This is a genomic window from Oribacterium sinus (genome assembly GCF_014202695.1).
In the GTDB taxonomy this organism is placed as follows: Bacteria; Bacillota; Clostridia; order Lachnospirales; family Lachnospiraceae; genus Oribacterium; species Oribacterium sinus.
The window spans coordinates 14,123-35,300 of sequence record NZ_JACHHH010000001.1; the positions used below are offsets into that span (position 1 = coordinate 14,123).

The 21,178-nt window shown below is 43.4% G+C and carries 14 protein-coding genes and 1 other annotated feature; of the genes, 10 read left to right on the forward strand and 4 right to left on the reverse strand.

Annotation, left to right across the window (positions count from 1 at the left end; translation table 11 throughout):
• The first annotated feature begins 149 nt into the window (after window positions 1-149).
• The 9 genes from HNQ46_RS00055 (at window position 150) to HNQ46_RS00095 (ending at window position 14,613) form a co-directional block, all read left to right on the forward strand.
• Window positions 150-3,020 (forward strand): methyl-accepting chemotaxis protein, encoded by a 2,871-nt coding sequence (locus HNQ46_RS00055; RefSeq protein ID WP_183681323.1) that lies wholly within the window; start codon window positions 150-152, stop codon window positions 3,018-3,020.
• A 261-nt stretch (window positions 3,021-3,281) separates the two neighbouring features.
• A complete protein-coding gene (locus tag HNQ46_RS00060) occupies window positions 3,282-3,785 on the forward strand; it encodes an NUDIX hydrolase (RefSeq protein WP_183681326.1) in 504 nt (167 codons plus the stop codon).
• A gap of 132 nt (window positions 3,786-3,917) precedes the next feature.
• Window positions 3,918-5,402, forward strand: coding sequence for an extracellular solute-binding protein (locus tag HNQ46_RS00065; RefSeq protein WP_243155787.1), 1,485 nt, complete (start codon window positions 3,918-3,920; stop codon window positions 5,400-5,402).
• A gap of 44 nt (window positions 5,403-5,446) precedes the next feature.
• A complete protein-coding gene (locus HNQ46_RS00070; RefSeq protein ID WP_183681332.1) occupies window positions 5,447-7,369 on the forward strand; it encodes a sensor domain-containing diguanylate cyclase in 1,923 nt (640 codons plus the stop codon).
• A gap of 31 nt (window positions 7,370-7,400) precedes the next feature.
• Window positions 7,401-7,642, forward strand: a binding site (T-box leader).
• 126 nt (window positions 7,643-7,768) lie between these two features.
• Complete coding sequence (gene pheS, locus HNQ46_RS00075) at window positions 7,769-8,791, forward strand: phenylalanine--tRNA ligase subunit alpha (RefSeq protein ID WP_183681335.1); 1,023 nt, start codon at window positions 7,769-7,771, stop codon at window positions 8,789-8,791.
• A 16-nt stretch (window positions 8,792-8,807) separates the two neighbouring features.
• On the forward strand, window positions 8,808-11,243 hold the full coding sequence (gene pheT, locus HNQ46_RS00080; RefSeq protein WP_183681338.1) for a phenylalanine--tRNA ligase subunit beta: 2,436 nt from the start codon (window positions 8,808-8,810) through the stop codon (window positions 11,241-11,243).
• Between the two features lie 716 nt (window positions 11,244-11,959).
• The gene (locus HNQ46_RS00085; protein WP_183681341.1) at window positions 11,960-12,586 is read left to right on the forward strand and encodes a lactate utilization protein; all 627 of its coding nucleotides are present in this window, start codon (window positions 11,960-11,962) and stop codon (window positions 12,584-12,586) included.
• A gap of 322 nt (window positions 12,587-12,908) precedes the next feature.
• On the forward strand, window positions 12,909-13,865 hold the full coding sequence (locus HNQ46_RS00090) for a helix-turn-helix domain-containing protein (RefSeq protein ID WP_183681344.1): 957 nt from the start codon (window positions 12,909-12,911) through the stop codon (window positions 13,863-13,865).
• On the forward strand, window positions 13,846-14,613 hold the full coding sequence (locus HNQ46_RS00095) for a hypothetical protein (protein WP_183681347.1): 768 nt from the start codon (window positions 13,846-13,848) through the stop codon (window positions 14,611-14,613). Before HNQ46_RS00090 ends, HNQ46_RS00095 begins: the two co-directional genes overlap by 20 nt.
• 13 nt (window positions 14,614-14,626) lie before the next feature.
• Here the strand turns inward: HNQ46_RS00095 and smpB are convergent, their stop codons facing one another.
• The 4 genes from smpB to trmB all read right to left on the reverse strand — a co-directional run bounded on the left by smpB (window position 14,627) and on the right by trmB (window position 18,502).
• A complete protein-coding gene (gene smpB, locus HNQ46_RS00100; RefSeq protein WP_183681350.1) occupies window positions 14,627-15,097 on the reverse strand; it encodes an SsrA-binding protein SmpB in 471 nt (156 codons plus the stop codon).
• The gene (gene rnr / locus HNQ46_RS00105) at window positions 15,090-17,327 is read right to left on the reverse strand and encodes a ribonuclease R (RefSeq protein ID WP_183681353.1); all 2,238 of its coding nucleotides are present in this window, start codon (window positions 17,325-17,327) and stop codon (window positions 15,090-15,092) included. The genes smpB and rnr overlap by 8 nt, the downstream gene beginning before the upstream one ends.
• 181 nt (window positions 17,328-17,508) lie before the next feature.
• Window positions 17,509-17,736 (reverse strand): preprotein translocase subunit SecG, encoded by a 228-nt coding sequence (gene secG / locus HNQ46_RS00110; protein WP_183681356.1) that lies wholly within the window; start codon window positions 17,734-17,736, stop codon window positions 17,509-17,511.
• Between the two features lie 112 nt (window positions 17,737-17,848).
• A complete protein-coding gene (gene trmB / locus HNQ46_RS00115; RefSeq protein ID WP_183681359.1) occupies window positions 17,849-18,502 on the reverse strand; it encodes a tRNA (guanosine(46)-N7)-methyltransferase TrmB in 654 nt (217 codons plus the stop codon).
• Window positions 18,503-19,005: 503 nt separating this feature from the next.
• On the opposite strand from trmB, the gene HNQ46_RS00120 reads away from it, so the two are divergent.
• Window positions 19,006-20,631: a C40 family peptidase gene (locus HNQ46_RS00120; protein ID WP_183681362.1), complete on the forward strand. Its 1,626-nt coding sequence runs from the start codon at window positions 19,006-19,008 to the stop codon at window positions 20,629-20,631.
• The last annotated feature ends 547 nt before the right edge of the window (window positions 20,632-21,178 follow it).

Genomic DNA, 21,178 nt, shown 5'->3' on the forward strand with positions numbered 1-21,178 from the left:
CTTAGTTTACAGGGGACATCTGAAGTCTTTTGTGAAAAATAAAGAAAGTGCCGGGGAAAAGGGAATTTACCTTATAAAAAAGGCTAAATCGGACGATGAATTAGAGAAGAAAACAGGAAGTAGAATTTTTCAAGGAGGAAAAATACAAAATGAAAAAAAGAAGCAATACCACTGGGACATCCTTTTGGAAAAAGATGAAGCTCAGTTCAAGAATGTCTGTGGCAATAGGACTTCTTAGCATAATTTTAATGGCAGGCTTAAGCATTGCTATTATTTCCATGGGAAAGACTGCCATTTACGGTGCTTTACGAGGAAATATGGATGATAAGATTCGTTTGGGAATTGCAGATCTGGATAACGTGGTTACCCAGGCTGAGGTTACGGCGAACACCATTAAAGAAGGCATTGTAAGTATATATGATCAGAACGATATGGCGGGAGGGGTTCCCTCCCATCTTTGGACCATTGAGGATGACCAGCACAATATTTTAGAGCCCACCACTATGGCAGGAACCATGTTCCGTTCCCGAATTGTGGATGCAGCGATTCCCGCCAGTCGCTATAATGCGGAGACAACTCTTTTGGACTCCATTTATGCTTCTTTAAGCAATAATGAGTCCTATGTGGGAATCGGTGTTTTCTTGGAGCCGAATGCTTTTTATCAGGGTATCGAAAACTACGCCCCCTATATGAGCAGAACTGATGCGGAGAAGAGAAAGCTGATGGTTTACCCTTACAGCATGTATTCTCAGAAGGACTATTACCTGAAGGCAAAGGAGAATAAGGGATTAAATCTGACCAATGCCTATGAGGATGAAAGTGCAGATGGGGGATGGGTTGTATCCGTTATTGAACCGATTATATATAAGGATGAGTTTAAGGGAATCGTTATCGTCGATATGGATATGACTTCCTTTGAAATCATTGAACAGAAGGATGAGCGTTTCCAGAGCTTATACAGCAATGTATTTGATACAAACGGTCACATCATGTTCAGTATGAACGAAGAGGCTAAGGGAAAGCAATTAAGCGATATTCTTCCTGCGGATAGTATGGAAAAGCTTCAATCCTATCTGGATCAGGGAGAACCCTTCAATACCCATATTCAAAATGAAAATGGAGACCTGGTGCAGTTTAATGCCCGTCCTTTAAAGATAGAAGGCGTAACCTGGTGGGTAGCCATCGAGGTTTCCGAAAAGGAATATACCAAGGCAATCAGTAACATGATTATGCTGGCAATTCCCCTTTCCGTTCTGGGAATTGCACTCTTGGTAGGATTCAGCTATTTCTTTATCAAGAAGTCCTTAAATCCATTAAAGAAGATTGCCGACGTGGGAGAATCCGTGGCAGAGGGAGACTTCTCCAAGGAAATCAACTATCCTTACCAGGATGAAATCGGACAGATTGCCAAGAGCATGGAAAAGGTTGTGGAACGAATCCGAAGCATTATTCAGGATTTGGCAGGAAAGTTGGAACAGATTGCCAAGGGAAATTTCTCCTTCGAATTCTGGAATACCCAGCTTTATAACGGGGAGTATGAGCCGTTACTTACCAGTCTTTACGATATTTTAGACGATTTAAACGTAACCATGGGAGAAATTCAGAACAGCTCTCATATGGTAAACTCTTCCGCTATGCAGGTTAGCGGTTCCGCTCAGACCCTGTCTCAGGGCGCAACGGAGCAGGCATCTTCCATCGAAGAACTCAGCGCAACCATGAATGATATTTCCGTAAAAATCAAGGAAACAGCGGAAATGTCTCAGCATGCTTCCGGACTTTCCAAGGAAACCGGCAGTGCGGTAGGAACCAGTAACCAGAAGATGAACGAGATGTCCAGAGCAATGCAGGACATCACCGAGAAGTCTCAGGAAATCAGTAAGATTATTAAGACCATTGATGATATTGCTTTCCAGACCAATATCCTTTCCTTAAATGCGGCTATCGAAGCGGCAAGAGCAGGAGCGGCAGGAAAGGGCTTTGCGGTTGTAGCGGATGAGGTAGGAAACCTTGCCCAGAAGTCTGCAAAGGCGGCTCAGAACACTTCCAGCTTAATCGAGGAAACCATTGAGGCGGTAAATAAGGGGGCAAGAATTACAGAGGAAACCGCAGAGTCTCTTTCTGTAGTATCCCAGAAAACCGAGAAGATTAACGGTATTATCACCTCCATTTCTTCCGCATCCGAGGAAGAGGCTGAAGGAATCAAGCAGCTTACTACAGGTCTTGACCAGATTTCTTCCGTAGTACAGAGCAATACTGCAACAGCGGAAGAGTCCGCAGCAGCATCTCAAGAGCTTTCCGGACAGGCAGACCGCTTGAACGAATTGTTAGAGAAGTTCCAGTTAAGAACAGAGCCTTACAAGAGAGAATTAAATGGCTTTGCTGCAACAAAGAAGGATGAGACTGCTCCGGTAGCTACTCCGGTAGTTGATAATATAGAAGTCATTCCTGTATTGGAAAAGACGGAAGCTTCTCCGGCAGTAGAGAAAGTAAAGAATACTCCTGTAGTAGAGAAAGCAAAACCAACTTCTGCTACAGCAAAATTAGAAAAGCCGGTGGCAAAAAAGGAAGAGAAGCCTGCTGAACCAAAGAATGATAAGCAGGTAGAAGAGAAGCCGGTGGAAGCGAAGGCAGAAAAAACGGTAGCTAAAACCGAAAAAAAGTCCGAAGCTAAAGCAGAAGTAAAAGCTGCGGAAGCAGATGAGCTGAAGGAGGAAGAAACTCCTGTTAAGAAGCCGGTAGAAAAGAAAAAGGCAAAAACTACGAAAGCATCCGTGGTAGAAGAAGGACAGGTTTTAGTGGATATCAGCGGTATGGATGGTATGGATTTATCCCAGATTCCCATTCCCGGAGATGCTCACTATGTACCGCAGGATGGAGTAAAGAAAACGCCGCTGCAGAATCAGGAAAAGCTCTCCACTGAGGAAAAGGCGGAAAGAGAAGAGGCTTTAGCCAAGGATTTAGGAAAAATCCGGAAAACTGAGTATAAGAGAAGCATTTTACCGGATGATGACAAGTATTAATTAGTCAGCATCTTAGAAAGAGGATCGCCATAGTGCCGGTCCTCTTTTTCTTGATTCTTAAAGAGTTTTGCAGAAATATGTGGAGAATCTTTCTTAAGCTCCCGGAATAATGTCCTCATTTCTTACATGGCAGGAGTATCCGGAAGACCGTAGTAAAGGAGAATATAAAACTTAAAAATAAAGGAAAGCACCTTTGTTTTTATGTAAATTGCGCAAAAATCACACTTGGAATTTGTGCAATTTTTGTGTATACTGTTGCGTATGGAGAAGAAAAGATTTGCTGACGGTGTATTAACCACTCTCTGTTATGTAGAGAAAGAGGGAAAATGGTTAATGCTTCACCGGAATAAGAAAAAGGAAGATATTAATAAAGGAAAATGGATCGGTGTAGGAGGGCATTTTGAAGCGGGAGAAAGCCCGGAGGATTGTCTTTACCGAGAAGTTTTCGAGGAAACGGGACTGCATGTCCTGAGCCATCAACTAAGGGGAATCGTAAGCTTTTTCTATGGAGAAAAAGATTGCAGCTATATGTTTTTATTCACTGCCGTACTGGAAGAAGGTCCTTTAAAGGAATGTTCGGAAGGTGAACTGCAATATTTTTCCTATGAAGAGGTGAAAGCATTACCCCTTTGGGAGGGAGACCGGATCTTTCTGGAATTGTTGGCAAAGGGAGAGGGATTTTTCTCTTTAACTTTACGATATGACCGGGAGGGGAAGTTGTTGGAAGCCATTTTGGATGGGAAAGAGAATTTGCTCTCATCCTAAATGCCGAAAATTTTCCCATTTATTAAAAAATTATAGTGCTATACAAAATGCATTATTGCTATTAATAACAACGCCGATATTTTTTTGTACAAAAATACGCATGGGCTATGGGAGAATGTAAGGATTAAGGAAATGAAGAAAAGTATAATACAGATTTTAGAATTGCCGGTATTACTGACCATGGCACTGGGGCTTTTGGCCTGCGGTACCAAGGTGGTCAGTTCTGCAGAAAGCCCCTTTAGCAAAGAAAGGGGCGGTTTTAGTGTGAAAGAAGAGCCCTTGGAAATCACGGTTTGGACCTATTTTTCCGGTATTCAACAGGAGGCCTTTCAGCGAACGATTAATCGTTTCAATGAAGGTCGTGGAAAGGATATCGGAGTAGAGGTGAAGGCCTATAACCCCGGTTCCACCTTGGATTTGCAGAATAATTTATACGGGATTAACCAAAAGAAATTAGCCCAGGGGGATTATCCGGACATCGTCAGCTTGCATACCGATACAGCGATGATATTGGAAGAGGAAGGGGTTCTCACAGACCTGGATTCCTATTTCAGCAAAGAAGATTGGAGTGCTTTTGTGCCGAGCTTTCTTGAGGAAGGGCGATTGGGGAGGAAATATGGAGGCGTAAAGATTTTGCCTGTGGCCAAGTCCACGGAGCTCCTCTATATCAACAAAACGGATTGGGATAGCTTTGCGGAAGCTACCGGAACATCTCTTTCGGAATTAAGCACCAAAGAAGGCTTACTGAATGTTGCAGAAAAATACTACCGGTATACGGATTCGCTTACGGAAACGCCGGATGACGGCAAAGCGTTCTACGGCATTGATGACTATGCGAACTATATGCTGGTAGGAGCCAGAGAGCTGGGCGTGAATTTAATTTCTGTAGATGAGGAAGGAAATCCTAAGGTGCAATTCCCAAAAGAAGTGATGAAAACCCTGTGGGATAATTTATATGTTCCTATTATTAAAGGCTATTTCACCTCTGAGGGGCGTTTTCGGTCCGATGATGTGAAGACAGGAGATATTCTGGCCTATACCGCATCTTCCGCTTCCAGTGTTTACTTTCCGAAGGAAGTGATTATTTCGGACCGGGAACAACATGCCATTACCGATATTGTTTTGCCGGCTCCTCACTTTGAAGGAGGGGAAGAGATTGCGATGCAGCAGGGGATCGGCATGGGTGTTGTTCAAGGAAATAAGAAGAGAGTGGAGGCTTCCGTTCAATTTTTAAAGTGGCTGACCAGCTATGAGGAAAATGCCCAGTTCGCCATTTCTGCAGAATATCTTCCGGTACGTGTAGACAGCTTTACCGTGGAAGCTATTGACAAGGAGAAGGGGAGCGGAATGGATCCTTCTTTGGAAAAGGCTTTGTCCACCATGTCTTCCAACACCTTGTATTTTACCCCTTCCATCATTAATCTGGCAGAAATTAGAAAAGCTCTGGAATATGAGCTTCAGGATAAGGCTTTGTCGGATCGGTATAAGATTGAGACTGCAATGGCTTCCGGCGTATCCAGAGAGGATGCTATAGCGGAGTATGATAATGACGAGAATTTTGAACAGTATTATGAGACTATATTACAGGAAATAAATTATTTGTTGTCAGATAGTTAAGACTCCTTATCAATACGGGGAGCAAAAGTTGCCAAAGGACGCGTATGAAGAAACAACCGATTTTTACGAAAATATTGATTCCTTTGATGGGGTTGGTTATCTTGGAGATTTTGATTTTGATGATTTCTATTTATGGTCAGGGCTTGTTTTCTCTGATTCATAAAAATTCCCAAGATATCATCGAAAGTCGTGTGGAAGCAAGACGAAATTATCTGGAAAGCCTGATGGTGAATCAGTGGATGAATGTCAGCCAAACCGTGCAAAAGATTAATCTTTTGGCAGATGGGCTTGTGGATGCGGGAAAGATGGATATTGAGGCTATTGATGACAGTTCCGAAAATGCCGCTCCCTTCTTAAGTGCAGTCAGTATGGACTTAATCAGTATGATGCGGACCAATCACGTTACAGGCGTTTTTATGATATTAAATGCGGATAACTTGGAAGACAGTATGACGTCCAAGAAATATATGGATAAGCCGGGCCTGTACTTTAGAGATTTGGATCCGGAATCCAGAGCCAGCTCGGAAAACTTGGATTTACTGATTGAACGCTCTCCTCTTTTGGTGGTACGAAATACCCAGATTGCTACCGATAAAACCTGGAATACCAGCTTTCAATTCGGTACGGCAGATGTGCCCTATTATGACTTTTTATATGAACCTACCCAAGCGACCTTTTACAGTAAGCCGGATGTAACCTGGGAGGATATGGGATTTTGGAGTAAACCCTATACCTTATTCGGCGAAACCAGAGAAGCCATTGCCTATTCAGTTCCCCTACGGCTTTCCGACGGACGGGTGTATGGAGTTCTGGGAGTGGATATTTTGGTGGATTATTTGAAGCAAAATCTGCCCTCCAGAGAATTGGACGGTAGTGGAACTGCCTCGTATTTTCTCAGTATTCATAAAAGCGGAAATTCAGAGGGAAGCAGTACAAGCTATCAGGATATCATTCAGCTCAATTCGATAGAAGCTACGATAGGAGAAGACCGGGAAGGGAAAGTTGTTTCGGATAAGAAGAATTATTTTACTTTCAGTATGCCTTTACATCTTTTTTCCACAGTAGGACCTTTCACTGATATGGAGTGGCAGTTGGGAGCGGCTATTCCCTATAAGACGATGAACCGCTTTGCGGATAGGATGACATTCGTCATGTCCGTTACCATTATTCTGACTCTGGGTATCGGAATCGTGGGAAGCCTTGTGATTTCCCTATTTTTGCAAAAGCCTATTCGGAAGCTGGCGCTGGCGATTCGCAGTAATAAGACGACGGATAAACTTCGTCTTAGAGAAACCGGCATTTTAGAGATTGATCAAATGTCGGAGGCTCTGGAGGACTTGTCCGATAGACTTTTACAGGAACAAAGGAATCTGCAATACGAAAGAGACCATGACTTCCTTACAGACCTTTATAACCGAAGAGCCTTTGGAAGAAGAATCCGAGAGCTTTTGGAGAAAAAAGGCGGAGGAAATGCTATCGGTGCTTATATCATGATGGACCTGGATAATCTGAAGATTGTAAACGATACCTACGGCCATGAATATGGAGACAAATATATCCGCTGTGCTTCCGATGCCATGAGAGAAGGCTTGGGGGATGAAGCCATATATTCCCGTATTTCCGGAGACGAGTTCAATGCCTTTATCTTTGATGAAGAGGGCAATCGGAGCCGTATCAATGCCTTGATTGAAAGATTACAGGAGACCATTGACAACAGCTTCATCATGCTTCCGGATGGAGAAAAGAAGCAGCTTCGACTTTCCGGCGGTGTCAGCTGGTACCCCGAAGGAGGAACTAATCCGGATCAGCTCCAGAAAAATGCGGACTATGCCATGTATGTGGTGAAGAAAACCACTAAGAGTCAGATTCGTGTCTGGAGTGAAGCAACAGATTTAGGCAAAGAGAAAGAAGAAAATAAAGAAGAAAAGAAAGAAGAGAAAAAGAATGAGCCTGAGCAGAATGCTTGACTTTTCTTTCATTAGGCAATAAACTGTCGGATGAAAAGCGAGGATGGCGCCCAGTACAAAGGGAGAAAAGATAGCATAGAGAGAGGGATCCTGGCTGAAAGTCCTTTCTATCTTCCCGATGGAATTTTCCCGCCGGAGCTGTTTTTGTGAAAAAGAGTAGCAAAAACCGTGGAATACGTTACATTCAAAATGAGGGTTCGATTCCGGTGTTAGCTTTATTTTGGAGCTAAGGAATCGAAAAACAGGGTGGTACCGCGAGCAATCGTCCCTGTCTGTTTGAGAACAGACAGGGGCTTTTTTATTACTAAAAAAGAACAACTCTAAAATAGTTCTCGAAAGAAAGCGGATTTCCTTTGTAATAGGAAGCAGAACAAAATTAAAGTGGAAAGGGAAGAGTGTATGGATCATCAAGTATTGCAAGAGATTGTAAAACGGGCAGAGGAACAGATTGCAGGTTCCAAGGATTTGACAGCCTTAAATGACATCAGAGTACAATTCTTAGGAAAGAAGGGAGAGCTGACTGAGGCGAAGAAGCTTTTAAAGGATCTTAGTCCGGAGGAAAGACCCAAGTTCGGGCAATTGGTAAATGAAATGTTCCAAAAGGTGGAGCAGAGCATTAAGAGCCATGGAGAAGACCTGGAAAGAAGTCTTCGGGAAGCCAAAATGCGGGAGGAGACTATTGATATTACCCTTCCTGCCAAGAAGATTCGTTATGGTCATCCCCACCCCAATACCTTAGCGCTGGAAGAGGTAGAGAAAATCTTTATCGGCATGGGCTATGAGGTGGTGGAGGGACCTGAGGTGGAGTATGACAGCTACAACTTTGAGAAGCTGAATATTCCGGAGGGGCATCCGGCAAGAGATGAACAGGATACCTTCTACATCAATTCCAACATTTTGCTTCGTACCCAGACTTCTTCTGTTCAGGCAAGATATATGGAGACCCATAAGCCGCCTATTCGCATGATTTGTCCGGGCAGAGTTTTCCGTTCCGATGCGGTGGATGCCACCCACTCCCCCTCCTTCCATCAGATTGAGGGATTGGTCATTGATAAAAATATTCATTTTTCCGATTTAAAGGGAACGCTGGATTTGTTTGCCAAGGAGCTTTTTGGACAGGATACCAAGACCAAGCTCCGTCCCCATCACTTCCCCTTTACAGAGCCTTCCGCAGAAGTGGATGTGTCCTGCTTTAAATGTAAGGGAAAGGGTTGCCGTTTCTGTAAGGGAGAGGGCTGGATTGAGATTTTGGGCTGCGGTATGGTGCATCCCAAGGTTTTGGAGAGCTGCGGCATTGATTCCAAGGAATACAGCGGTTTCGCCTTCGGTGTGGGCTTAGAAAGAATTGCCCTTTTGAAGTATGAAATTGATGATATGCGTCTTTTGTATGAAAATGACCTGCGTTTTCTGGAGCAGTTTTAAGAGTTAGGGGGAAAATATGAATACATCCATGAATTGGCTGAGAGCCTATGTTCCGGGACTTTCCATAAGCGGACAGGAATTCCGGGATGCCATGACATTGGCAGGAAATAAGGTAGAAACCATGGAGGATTTGGGGGAGAATCTGGAAAAGATTGTTACCGGAAAGATCCTATCTTTGGAGAAGCACCCGGATGCGGACAAGCTCTCCATTTGTCAGGTAGATATCGGAAATGAACAGATTCAGATTGTTACCGGTGCACAGAATATGAAGCAGGGAGACGTGGTTCCTGTGGTTTTGGACGGGGGTAAGGTGAAAGTTGCCCATGACGGCAGTAAGCCCAAGGATGGCGTGGAAATCCGTGCCGGAAAGCTAAGGGGGGTTCCCTCCAACGGCATGATGTGCTCCATTGAAGAGCTTGGAGGAGAAAAGAACTTGTTTCCGGAAGCACCGGAGAGCGGTTTATACATTTTCCCGGAAGGAACTCCGGTGGGAGTGGATGCGGCAGAACTTTTAGGCCTTCGGGATATTTTACATGAGTATGAAATTACCTCTAACCGTGTGGATTGCTTCTCTGTACTGGGACTAGCCAGAGAGGCGGCTGCTACCTTTAAGCAGGCTCTTCAGTATCCAAAGATTGAAAAACTTGGCAATCAGGAGGATGTTTCTTCTTATCTTTCCATGGAATTAAAGTCTCCGGAGCTTTGCAAACGTTATACCGCAAGACTGATTAAAAATGTGCAATTTGCTCCTTCACCCCTATGGATGCAGATTCGTCTTCGCACCGCAGGAATTCGTCCAATCAATAATTTCGTGGACATCACCAACTATGTGATGCTGGAGCTGGGACAGCCCATGCATGCCTTTGACTACGACACCATCAAGGGACATAAGATTATTGTGGAAAGAGCCAAGGAAGGGGAAAGCTTCACCACCCTGGACGGCGTAGAGCATGAGCTTAGTGACAGCATCCTCTGCATTAAGGACGGGGAAAGAAGTATTGCCTTGGGAGGAATCATGGGAGGAGAGAATTCCATGATTACCGATCAGGTGAAAAATGTGGTATTGGAGGCGGCTTGCTTTGACGGCACCAATATCCGTCTTTCCGGAAGAAAGCTGGGACTTCGTACGGATGCTTCCGCTTACTTTGAAAAAGGCTTAGATCCAAACCTTTGCGAAATGGCTATGGATAGAGCCTGCACCTTGATTGAAGAGCTTGGAGCAGGAGAGGTAGTGGGAGGAATGTTGGACTGCTATCCTGAAAAGCGGGAGGATACCAAGCTTACAGTTTCCGTTTTTGACATCAACAATCTTTTAGGACTTTCTCTTTCCGGAGAGGAAATGAAGAAGATTTTGACAGCTTTAGAGATTTCCGTAGAGGTAAAGAACGGTGCAAATGGGGAGGAGCTATCCCTTGTTATTCCAAGCTTTAGACAGGATTTGGAGAGAATGGCGGATATTGCGGAGGAAGTTGCCCGTTTCTATGGCTATGACAAGATTCCCAGCACCCTGCCAAAGGCTACCACCGTTGGAGGCAAGGCCAAAGATTTACAGTTAAATCAGAAGCTTCGGCACTTGGCAGAGGCTTTGGGCTATTCCGAGAGCTATTTCTATTCCTTTGAATCCAAGAAGGTTTATGAAAAACTTTTATTTCCCAAGGATGCTATGGAGTGGCAGCAGATTACCATTGCCAACCCCTTGGGAGAGGACTTCTCCGTAATGCGTACCAGCTCTGTACCGGGAATGTTACAGGCTTTAAGCCTAAATGAGCATCACAAGAACAAGAATGCCAAGCTTTTCGAAATGGCTAAAATTTATATCCCCAAGGCGCTTCCCTTGAAAGAGCTTCCGGAGGAGAGAATGACCTTAACCCTTGGCTTTGCTGGAGAGGGAGACTTTTTCAGCTTAAAGGGAGAGGTGGAGGAACTGCTTCGTCAATCCGGCTTGCAGGGAAATTTCCACTATGATAAAGATTGCGAAAAGGCATTTTACCATCCGGGAAGAAAGGCGAATATTTCTTACGAAGGAAAGCTATTAGGCTCCTTGGGAGAAATTCATCCGGAGGTATTGCAGAACTTTGATATGAAAGAAAAGGCCTATGTGGCCATTCTGGACTTAGATGCTCTTTATCCTCTCTCCGGAGACTTTAGAAAGTATAAGCCGGTGGCAAAGTTCCCGGCGGTTACCCGTGACTTCTCCCTTTTAGTACCGGTAAATGTGATGGCCGGTGACTTGGAGGATGCTATCCGAAAGGGAGCGGGAGAGCTTTTGGAGAAGATTGAGCTTTTCGATATCTATGTGGGAGCACAGGTACAGGAGGGTTACAAGTCCATGTCCTATAAGGTCAGCATCAGAGCCAAGGACCACACCCTTACAGAGCAGGAGATTGTAGGATGTACCAATAGTCTTTTGAAGGCTTTGGAGGAGAAGGGCGCAAGACTGAGGGATGCATAAGCCATAGCCTCGTAGTTATATAATAGAATAAGGATACGCAAAAAGCCGAGGGGGATTTCTCGGTAGACACGCTTTCGCTAACTTCGCTTACGTAGCGGTACTAAGCTCGAACTTCGCTTTGCTCGTTCTTGCCAAGTACCGACGAGCTCAGATTGTCTACCTCAAAATCCCCCATCGGCTTTTTGCTTTACTAAATCTATAGCAAAACTACTGCGTTATGGCTTATAGCACAAGTCTAAAGGGGATTCTTCGGTATACATGCCTTCACTAACTTCGCTTTCGTAGCGGTACTAAGCTCGAACTTCGCTTTGCTCGTTCTTGCTAAGTACCGACGAGCTCAGATTGTCTACTTCAAAATCCCCCATCGGCTTTTTGCTTTGCCAAATCTATGGTGAAAATCTATTGAAAAACTACTACGGTATGGCTTATAGCACAAGTCTAAAGGGGATTCTTTAGTATACATGCCTTCGCTAACTTCGCTTTCGTAGCGGTACTAAGCTCAAACTTCGCTTTGCTCGTTCTTGCTAAGTACCGACGAGCTCAGATTGTCTACCTCAAAATCCCCCATCGGCTTTTTGCTTTGCTAAATCTATTGAAAAACTACTACGGTATGGCTTATAGCAAAAGTCTAAAGGGAATTCTTCAGCCTTATCTGTTGAAATGCTTTGGAAGTCATGCTAAAAATATTCTGTTGAGTCTTATTGGAAGGAGTGCTTATGGACATTTACGGAAAGAAAAGAAATGAGTTATTGGCGGAGACGGTTATTAAGGGCTTAAAGTCTCGAAATATGACCGGCTATTATGCCAAGGACAAGGAAGAGGCTTTAAAGCTGGCTTTGGATCTTATTCCCAAGGGCAGCAGCATTTCCATGGGCGGTTGTATGAGCGCTATGGAAATCGGGCTTGTATCTGCCTTAAAGGAAGGGGAATATAATTTCATAGATAGAAGTCAAATGGAGCCCAGAGCAGCACTGCTTGCGGCCTATGATGCGGATATATTCTTAGCCAGTGCAAATGCTATGACAGATGATGGCGTGCTTGTGAATATTGACGGGAATTCCAATCGAGTGTCCTGTATTGCTCAGGGACCGAAGAAGGTGGTTTTTATTGTGGGCATACAGAAGATTTGTCCGGACCTGGACAGTGCCATGAAGAGAGCCAGAAATGTGGCGGCTCCCACCAATACCCAAAGGTTTGATATTAAGACACCCTGTAAGGTAACGGGAAAGTGCTCAGATTGTAAATCTCCGGATACCATCTGCTGTCAGATTTTGATTACCCGCTATTCTCGCCATACAGATCGTATTCATGTGATTTTGGTGAATGAGGAATTAGGATTTTAGATTTCGGGAAATTTGTTGAATTATTATTGAGAATGTTTTTCATCTAGTTGCATTAAAATACTTTACTTTTATGCTCTCATAATATGGAAGTAAAAGCGTAAAGGTAAAGTAGAATAATTCATTATAAGCAAAATTTATTATAAAAAAAGCTACTATAGGAGTTCTGAACTGCCACAAAAGTTAGAGTTTCAACAGTGGCTTTTTTTTTCTTTAAAGTTTATGGGAGGATATTATAGCTACAATTCACCATGCTATAACATTATAATTGAATTATAACACTAATAAAGTTATAATGTGTTTTAATAGTTATGGAGGAGTGAATATGGAGTATATAGAGCAGGTACTTGATATAAAAACAGAATATAAAGATTGGGAGGATAGAAAAAAAATACCATATTTTCTAACAGATCGATATTCTTTTAAAAAGGTAAAGTTAGATAAAACAAACTGTCTCTTCATGTACATAAAAGGGAAAATGGAAGATATAGTTTCAGTGAAAAAGCATGTACAAAAACTTGCTGAAATAGTAAATATTCCTGTGGTTTTAGTGCTTAATGAATGTCTACCCAGACAAAGGGAAAGCCTAATCAAGGCAAGAATTCCATTTGTGATGGAAGGGATGCAGATATTTCTTCCCTTTATGGGAGTGGCATTGCAAGAAAAATTCAGCAAAAGAAGATTAATTCCTGGTAAAATCAGTCCTGCGACACAGGTTTTGTTTTTATATTTCCTATATAGTGGACAAGAGGAGCTTAGTTTCAGTGAGCTGTCAAATCATCTGTCCTATTCATTAATGACTATTAGCAGAGCTGCAAAACAGCTGGAAGATACCGGAATTATTAAGAGTAATAAAAGAGGTGTTAGTAAGTATATTACTTCGGAATTTCATGGAAAAGAATTATTTACAGTTGCAGAAAAATTTTTAATTTCTCCGGTAAAGAAAAAATTGTACATTGAAAGAAAAGATTTGAAGGAAGAATTCTTAAAGGCCGGAGTTTCCGCATTATCAGAATATTCTATGCTAAGTCCTTCAAAAATAGAGACTTATGCTACTCTACATTTTCATGGTAGTAGCTATGATTTTATGACGGATATAGACAAAGAAATTCAGCTGGAAATATGGCATTATGATCCGAAGCTGTTTGGAATGAAGGGGAAGATAGATGCTCTTTCCTTATATCTAAGTTTAAAGGATAATGCAGATGAACGCATACAGATTTCTCTTACAGAAATGATGGAAGTATTTTGGAGGAAGAAATATGATAAGAGGCTTACATAGTTTTAGAGAATGGTTTCAAGGCTATGAATCCAACTACATTATTATTGGTGGTGCCGCTTGCGACTTGTTGATGTCGAACTTTGATATGGAATTTAGAGTGACCAAAGATCTCGATCTTGTTCTGATTCTTGAAGTCCTGACTGTAGAGTTTGGTCGGAAATTTTGGGATTATATTTTGGAAGCAGGATATGAACATAGAAACAAAAGTAGTAGTAAGAGTCAATTTTATAGATTTTCTAAACCTAAAAACGACTCTTATCCGGCCATGATTGAAATATTCTCCAGAAGAACGGATAAAATGGTATTGCCGGAGAACGCAGTGCTAACACCGATTCTTCTGGAAGAGGAGTTATCGAGCCTATCAGCAATTCTCTTGGATGATGATTATTATCAATTTCTTAGAAATGAGCCGGTGATATTGGATGGAGTTAGTATTCTGAATACTCCTTACTTGATTCCATTTAAAATGAAGGCATGGCTGGATTTGACGGAAAGAAGAGAATTGGGCGAAAAAATAGATAGTAGAGATATCCGTAAACACAGAAATGATGTATTTCGCATGTCAGAACTTTTGGGAGAAGAAATGATGATTCCCACGAAGGGAATCATCAAAAAAGATATCTCTGAATTTTTATTAAAGATGGAAAGCGAAGAGCTGGATATAAAACAGTTAGGGCTGCGCCAGAGTAAAGAAGAAATCATTAGGCGTTTAAAGAACTGTTACTTAAGAGATAATGAAGATTCATAGATTCCGAGCTCAACTATACTCTGATATTCGCCTTTTTGAATTCCTTTTCCAATTCCCTTCTCTGGGCCTTTTTCTTCATATCTTCCCGCTTATCGTAAAGCTTTTTACCATGGCAGAGTCCCATGTTCAGCTTCACAAGACTTCCTTTAAAATAAAGGGAAAGGGGCATTAAAGTATAACCCTGCTCCTTGATTTTTCCCAAAAGTCTATGGATTTCCTGCTTGTGCAGCAGAAGCTTTCTGTCTCTTAAGGCATCCTTATTGAAAATGTTGCCCCGCTCATAGGGGTTGATATGCATGCCCACCACAAAACATTCCCCGTTACGAATCTGACAAAAGGCCTCTTTAATGGAAGCCTGGCCCAAACGAAGAGACTTTACTTCGGTTCCGAAAAGCTGAATTCCGCATTCAAAGCTTTCCTCCACAAAGTAGTCGTGAAAGGCTTTTTTATTGTTGGCGATTTGCTTAATGCTTTCCTTAGTCAAGACTATTGCCTCCTTCTGCATCTTCCGGATAGTAGGGAAGAAAATCAATACTTCTGCTTAGGGTGTCCACCGCATAAACGGAAATCCACATCGGATCCCCCATGTGGAAGGTCTTTCCGCTTGCCTCGCCTCTAAGACTGATTTCCTCCTCATTGAAAATGTAGTAGTCCTCTGTCATAAAGCGAAGAGGAATCATGCCCTCAATGCTGTTTTCCAAAGTGACATAAATGCCGTACTGGGTAAGACCGGAAATTCTTCCCGGGAAGACCTCTCCCAAGAAGTTCTTCATGTACTGACATTTTTTCAGCTTCATACAATCTCGTTCCGCTTCTTCTGCGCGTCTTTCCCGAAGAGAGCTTTGGAGAGCCACTTCCGGCAGAATCCGCTCATAATGCCTGCGCCTTTTCTCATTTTCCTGATAGGCGATATTTTCCTTAATAATACGATGAATCTGCAGGTCGGGATAACGGCGGATGGGAGAGGTAAAATGGCTGTAATATTTACTGGCCAGTCCAAAATGCCCTTCCGGCTCTGTACTGTACTTGGCCTGCTTTAGGGAACGAAGAATCATGTTGCTGAGCATGGCTTCCTCCGGTTTTCCCTTTAATTTGGAAAGCAGCTCCTGCAAAGCCTTCGGTCGCAGATTGTCCGGATCCTTTGCCTTTAAACTATAGGAAAAGGAGGAGAGAACATGGGAGAGATTCTGCCATTTTTCCCAATCCGGCTTTTCGTGAATACGATATAAAAAGGGGATATCCCGCCAGTAATACTCTTCAGCAACGGTTTCATTGGCAATGAGCATGAATTCCTCAATAATCTTATGGGATTCTTCCCTTTCCTCTGCACAGATTTTGGAAATATTTCCATTTTCATCAAAATACACCTTGGATTCGGGAAAATCAAAGTCCAAAGCTCCTCTGGCCATTCTGGATTTTCGAAGAAGTCTCGCCAGCTCCCGCATTTTCGTAAGAAGCTCATGGAAAGGCAGATAAGAAAGCTTCTCCTCCGGGTCCTCCCATTCCTTGTCCTCTAAAAGCGCTGTTACCTTGTGATAGGACATTCTTTTATCGGAGCAAATGATGGAGGGAGTGATTTCGTGGGAGAGGGGGCGGCCTTCCCGGTCGAAGTCCATAATACAGCTAAGGCAAAGTCTGTCTACTCCCTCATGGAGGGAGCAAATGCCGTTGCTTAGGGCCTTCGGCAGCATGGGAATTACCCGGTCTGTCAGGTAAACGGAGGTACCCCGCTCCAAAGCTTCCAAATCCAGAGCACTTCCTTCCTTCACATAGTCGCTCACATCTGCAATATGCACGTAAAGGCGGTATTCTTCCTTCTCCGGAAAATATTCCAAAGAAATGGCATCATCCAAATCCTTGGCATCTTCTCCGTCAATGGTGATGGTAGTAAGCTTCCGAAAATCCTTTCGTCCCGGCTCCTCCGCCTTTTCAGGAGAAACGGCATTGGGAAGATGATTGGCCTCTAAAAGCACATCCTCCGGAAATTCCTCGGGTAAGGAGAAGGAACGAATTACGGAAAGCACATCCATTCCAGGATCATCCTTATGCCCTAAGATTTCCTTCACTTCTCCTACGGGGCAGGAGAGAAGAGGGCTGATTCTTTTCCGGGGAATACGACCTCTCGGGGCTTTATTCTCCTTGGAAGGACCATAAGAGAGGATTTCCAAAACCACCTTATCTCCGGGCACAGCCCCCTTGTCCCTTCCCGGGGAAATCAAAATGCAATCCGGAAGCTTGGGATTATCCGGGGAAAGATAGAGCCCTTCCCGCTTTTCCTTTACAAGCCCCAGCACTTCCTTGTTGGCCCGTTCTAAAACCTTGCTGATTTTTCCCTCTGCCTTGCTGCCGTTTTCAGATTTTTTGGTAAGAATGACCTTTACCAGATCCCCGTCCATGGCGTTGCCGGCTTCTCCCTTGGGAATATAGACCTCTTCCTCTTTTTCACTTAGAGAAACAAAGCCGAAGCCTCGCCGATTGGCATGAAAGGTCCCCTTTTGGGAGAAACTTTCCGCCCGGCTGTATTTCCCTTGCAGGGAAATGCCGATAACGCCCTCCTCCTGCATTTCCATAAGAAGCTCCTGAAAGGCAGCCCTTTCTTCTTTGGGTACGCCAAGAAAGAAGCAAAGTTCCTTTTCCTTCATGGGGTGGTAGCTTGGATCCTTGATAAGATCCAAGATGATTTTCTTTAATTTTTCCCTTTGCTCTTCCCGCATTTTACTCCTTTTGTTCTTTAATTCCTTTTATGGTTTACAAATATTTTCTGTGAAATTTCCGAGGAACTGTCTGAACTCGCATTTTCACGCCAATTTTTTTAAAAATTCGCTTGTTGGCTTATCTTTGGATATGAGAAAAAGCCTGCATAAAATGCAGGCTTATCATATAGAGGAAATAAACTTACCAAATAATGTCCAGCGCCAATGCTACTGCGAATAAAGCAAAAGCCGCAAACTTAGTAAACTTCTCCAGGTTTCCTTCTACGGAACGACCTCTATTCTTCTGCCAATAGCTGTCTGTTGTACCGGAGAGAGCGCCTAAGCCCTGACTCTTTCCTTCCTGCATCAGAATAATGGCAGACAATGCTAAGCCCAGCAATACAAATACAATAACCAAAAAAATCTTCATGGAAAACCATTCCTTTCAAATTTACATACCGACTGAGTATAGCATGATAGGGATAGGCGAGGCAAGTATTTTTTATGGAAAAACAGTGCTGAGACTTTATGGAAAAAAATCACTAAGGCTTAGCTATAAACTTACAAATCGGATTTCCCTTGGAAGAGAATTTCTCCTCATATTCGGTCATCACATTTCCCTCATTCAGGACAGGATCATGGTGTAGATCTCTTGTATTTGCCAGAATCTGCCAGTGACATTCCTCCAAGCTTTCCAAGGAATAGCTAAATAGGTCTTGATTATCGGTCTTCATTTCCACGAAGGCGTCTTTTGCCAGAATTTCTTTGTAAATCTTTAAAAAGACAGGACTGCTAAGTCTTCGATTTGCCTGCCTTTTTTTTGGCCAGGGATCGGAGAAATTCAGGTAGATTTTTCCGATTTCCTCAGGAGCAAAGACATCTGCCAAAAGTCTGGCATCTATACTGATGTAGAAAAGATTTGTGAGAGTAAGCTCAGGCTCCTGTTTTTCCCTCCTTTGAATCGCTTTCAGTAAAACGCTGTCGTAGCGCTCAATTCCGATATAGTTAATCTCCGGATTTCTTTTGGCCATTTCAAAGATAAACTGTCCCTTGCCCATACCGATTTCGATGTGCAAAGGATTGGTATTTCCAAAGAGCTTTTCGGAAAAAGCTCCCTTGTATTGTTCCGGATTTGATAAAACATAGTGAGAATTTGCTACAAAATCTTCGGAACCGGGGATATGACGTAAACGCATAGGTACTCCTTTATAGATAGTTTTAGATTGAGGAGGGAAAGCAATATCGAAATGTTAGAACAAACATGAAAACAGGATCTTCAAATTTTAAAGAAAAGGGATGTTGATTGAGGAAAGCTTCAGCATCACCTGGAAAGAATGCTTGCATTCTTTCCGTATTGCGTAGGACAAGGCGGTGCAGTCGGAAATGCTTGCATTCCCGCCTGCGCCACCTTTGTCCTACACAAAAATGTGCGGAGCACATTTGGTGATGCTTAGTAAAGAAGCAAATGAATACCGTGCAGTATTCATTACCTATTTGCTTAAGAGTTTCTTGAACTTCCAAAAACTCTTAAATTATTCCTCTTGCCCTTTTCTTCCTTTTCCTTGATTTTTACTGTTTTTTTATACCTTGCCGGCTCTCCTCCTAATCAAAATTAAGATTTTCTTTATAGGATAGGAACAGTGCCTATGGTATCATAGAACAGCGTTTTCATCTATAGAAATAAGAGGTACAAAAATATATGCAAGATCATATACGGAATTCAAAATTATTCCATAGAGGACTTTCTCTTGTCTTAGTAGCCGGTCTATTGGGGCTTACTGCTTGTGAGAAGAAGCTTGGCGCTGAGGAGCAGGCTGCTTCTTCTTCGGATATTGTCCTGACAACGGAAGCGGAGTCGGAAGGTGTGATGGCTATTGCGGCTCTCGGCTTAAATGCCAATGTTCTTCCCTCTATTGAAGGAGTTACCATTGACGGGCAGGCAGAGGACTTAGCACCGGTTAATCTTACCGTAGGTGTAATTAATTCTGTTGTTAAGGATTTGCAACAAAGATTGATGAACCTTGGTTATATGGAGGAGGATGAACCGACTACCTATTACGGAGATGCTACCTCAAAGGCCGTGCAGTATTTCCAAAGACAGACAGGACGGAAAATGGACGGTATTACCGGCGTAGACACCTGGGATGCCTTGATGTCGGAATCAGCCCCCCATTATGCGGCAAAGCTTGGTTTTCAGGGAGACGATATCACCAAGATTCAGTATCGTTTGTATAACCTGGGATATCTTACGGAAAGCGGTCAGATTAACGGAACCTTTGATCAGGATACGGAAACTGCGGTAAAGAAATTGCAGGAAGTTAATAAACTGACGATAGACGGAACAGTGGGCCAGACCACTTACAATCTTCTATACTCCGATGAAGTAAAGGCCAATATTATTGCTCTCGGAGAACAGAGCGAGATAGTAAAAAAATATCAGAATCGTCTGATTGCATTGGGATATCTTTCCGGAGAGGCGGATGGAAATTTTGGACTTAGTACGCAAAATGCCATTCGTGCCTTCCAGTCCAGAAATGACCAGGTAGTGGACGGCTACCTCGGCCCGGATACCAGAAGTCTTATGGACTCTGAAAATGCCAAACCCTTCGGTATGCGTCTTGGCGAACAAAGTGATGATGTAAAGAATATGCAAAATCTTTTGGTAAAATACGGCTATCTTTCTCAGGATAAGGCCTCCGGCTATTTTGGAGAGCTGACAAAAGATGCAGTTATTGCCTTCCAGTCTGTGAATGGTTTAGGAACGGACGGAACCGCAGGAGCCAAAACATTGCAGCTTCTTCAGTCCGGTACAGCCAAGTCTAAACCAAAGCCCAAAGCAAAGGCAAATACACCAAGCCGTGGCAATAGAGGCGGTGCAGCCGGAGGAAATTCCGCTCCGGCAGGAAGAGGAGATACCGGCTCAGGCGGAAGTGTTTCTTCCGGTGTGGGAGGCGCAACAGTTTCCGGTTCTGCAGGATCTTTGATTTCCATTGCGTCCTCCAAAATCGGTTCTCCCTATGTATGGGGCGCTAAGGGTCCGAATTCCTTCGACTGTTCCGGTTTTGTATACTGGTGTTTGAACCAGGCCGGCGTGGGAACTTCCTATATGACCTCCTCCGGTTGGAGAAATCCGGGACGATTTAAGAAAGTAAGTATGGGAGAACTACAGGCAGGAGATATTGTAGTGGTACGAGGACACGTAGGCATTTATGCCGGAGGAGGCTCCGTTATCGATGCATCATCCTCCAATGGCCGCGTGGTGCACAGAAGCTTATCCGGCTGGTGGGCCAATAACTTTATAACCGCATGGAGAATCTTCAGCTAACAGCAGCAGAAGACTGAGCAAGTGAAGAACTGTAAAAACCAATAAAGAAAGAAAAAGATGCAGTATAGGTCTGAAATAAGGGGCAATCTGAGCCCGTTGATACTAACGGCGAGCTGACTAAGTGAAGGACTACAAAAATCAATAAAAGAAGCAAAAGATGCAGTGTGGGTCTGAAATAAAGGGCAATCTGAGCCCGTCGGTACTAGCGGCGAGCTGACCAAGTGAAGGACTACAAAAATCAATAAACGAAGCGAAAGATGCAGTGCTGGTCTGAAATAAGAGGTATCTGGGCTGGTGAGCCGACCAAGTGAAGGACTATAAAACTCAATAAAAGCAGCGATAGATGCAGTATAGGTCTGAAATAAGGGGCAATCTGAGCCCGTCGGTACTTGCGAAAAACACAGAAACTGTGTTTTTCGCTTAGTATCCGCTACGAGGCGAGGTTAGCGAGAGCGTGCCCCCGTTTCAGACCTATACTGCATCAGAGCGTATTTTCTACATTGCTTACAGTCCATCACTACGAAGGGCGAACATAGCGAGAGCGTGC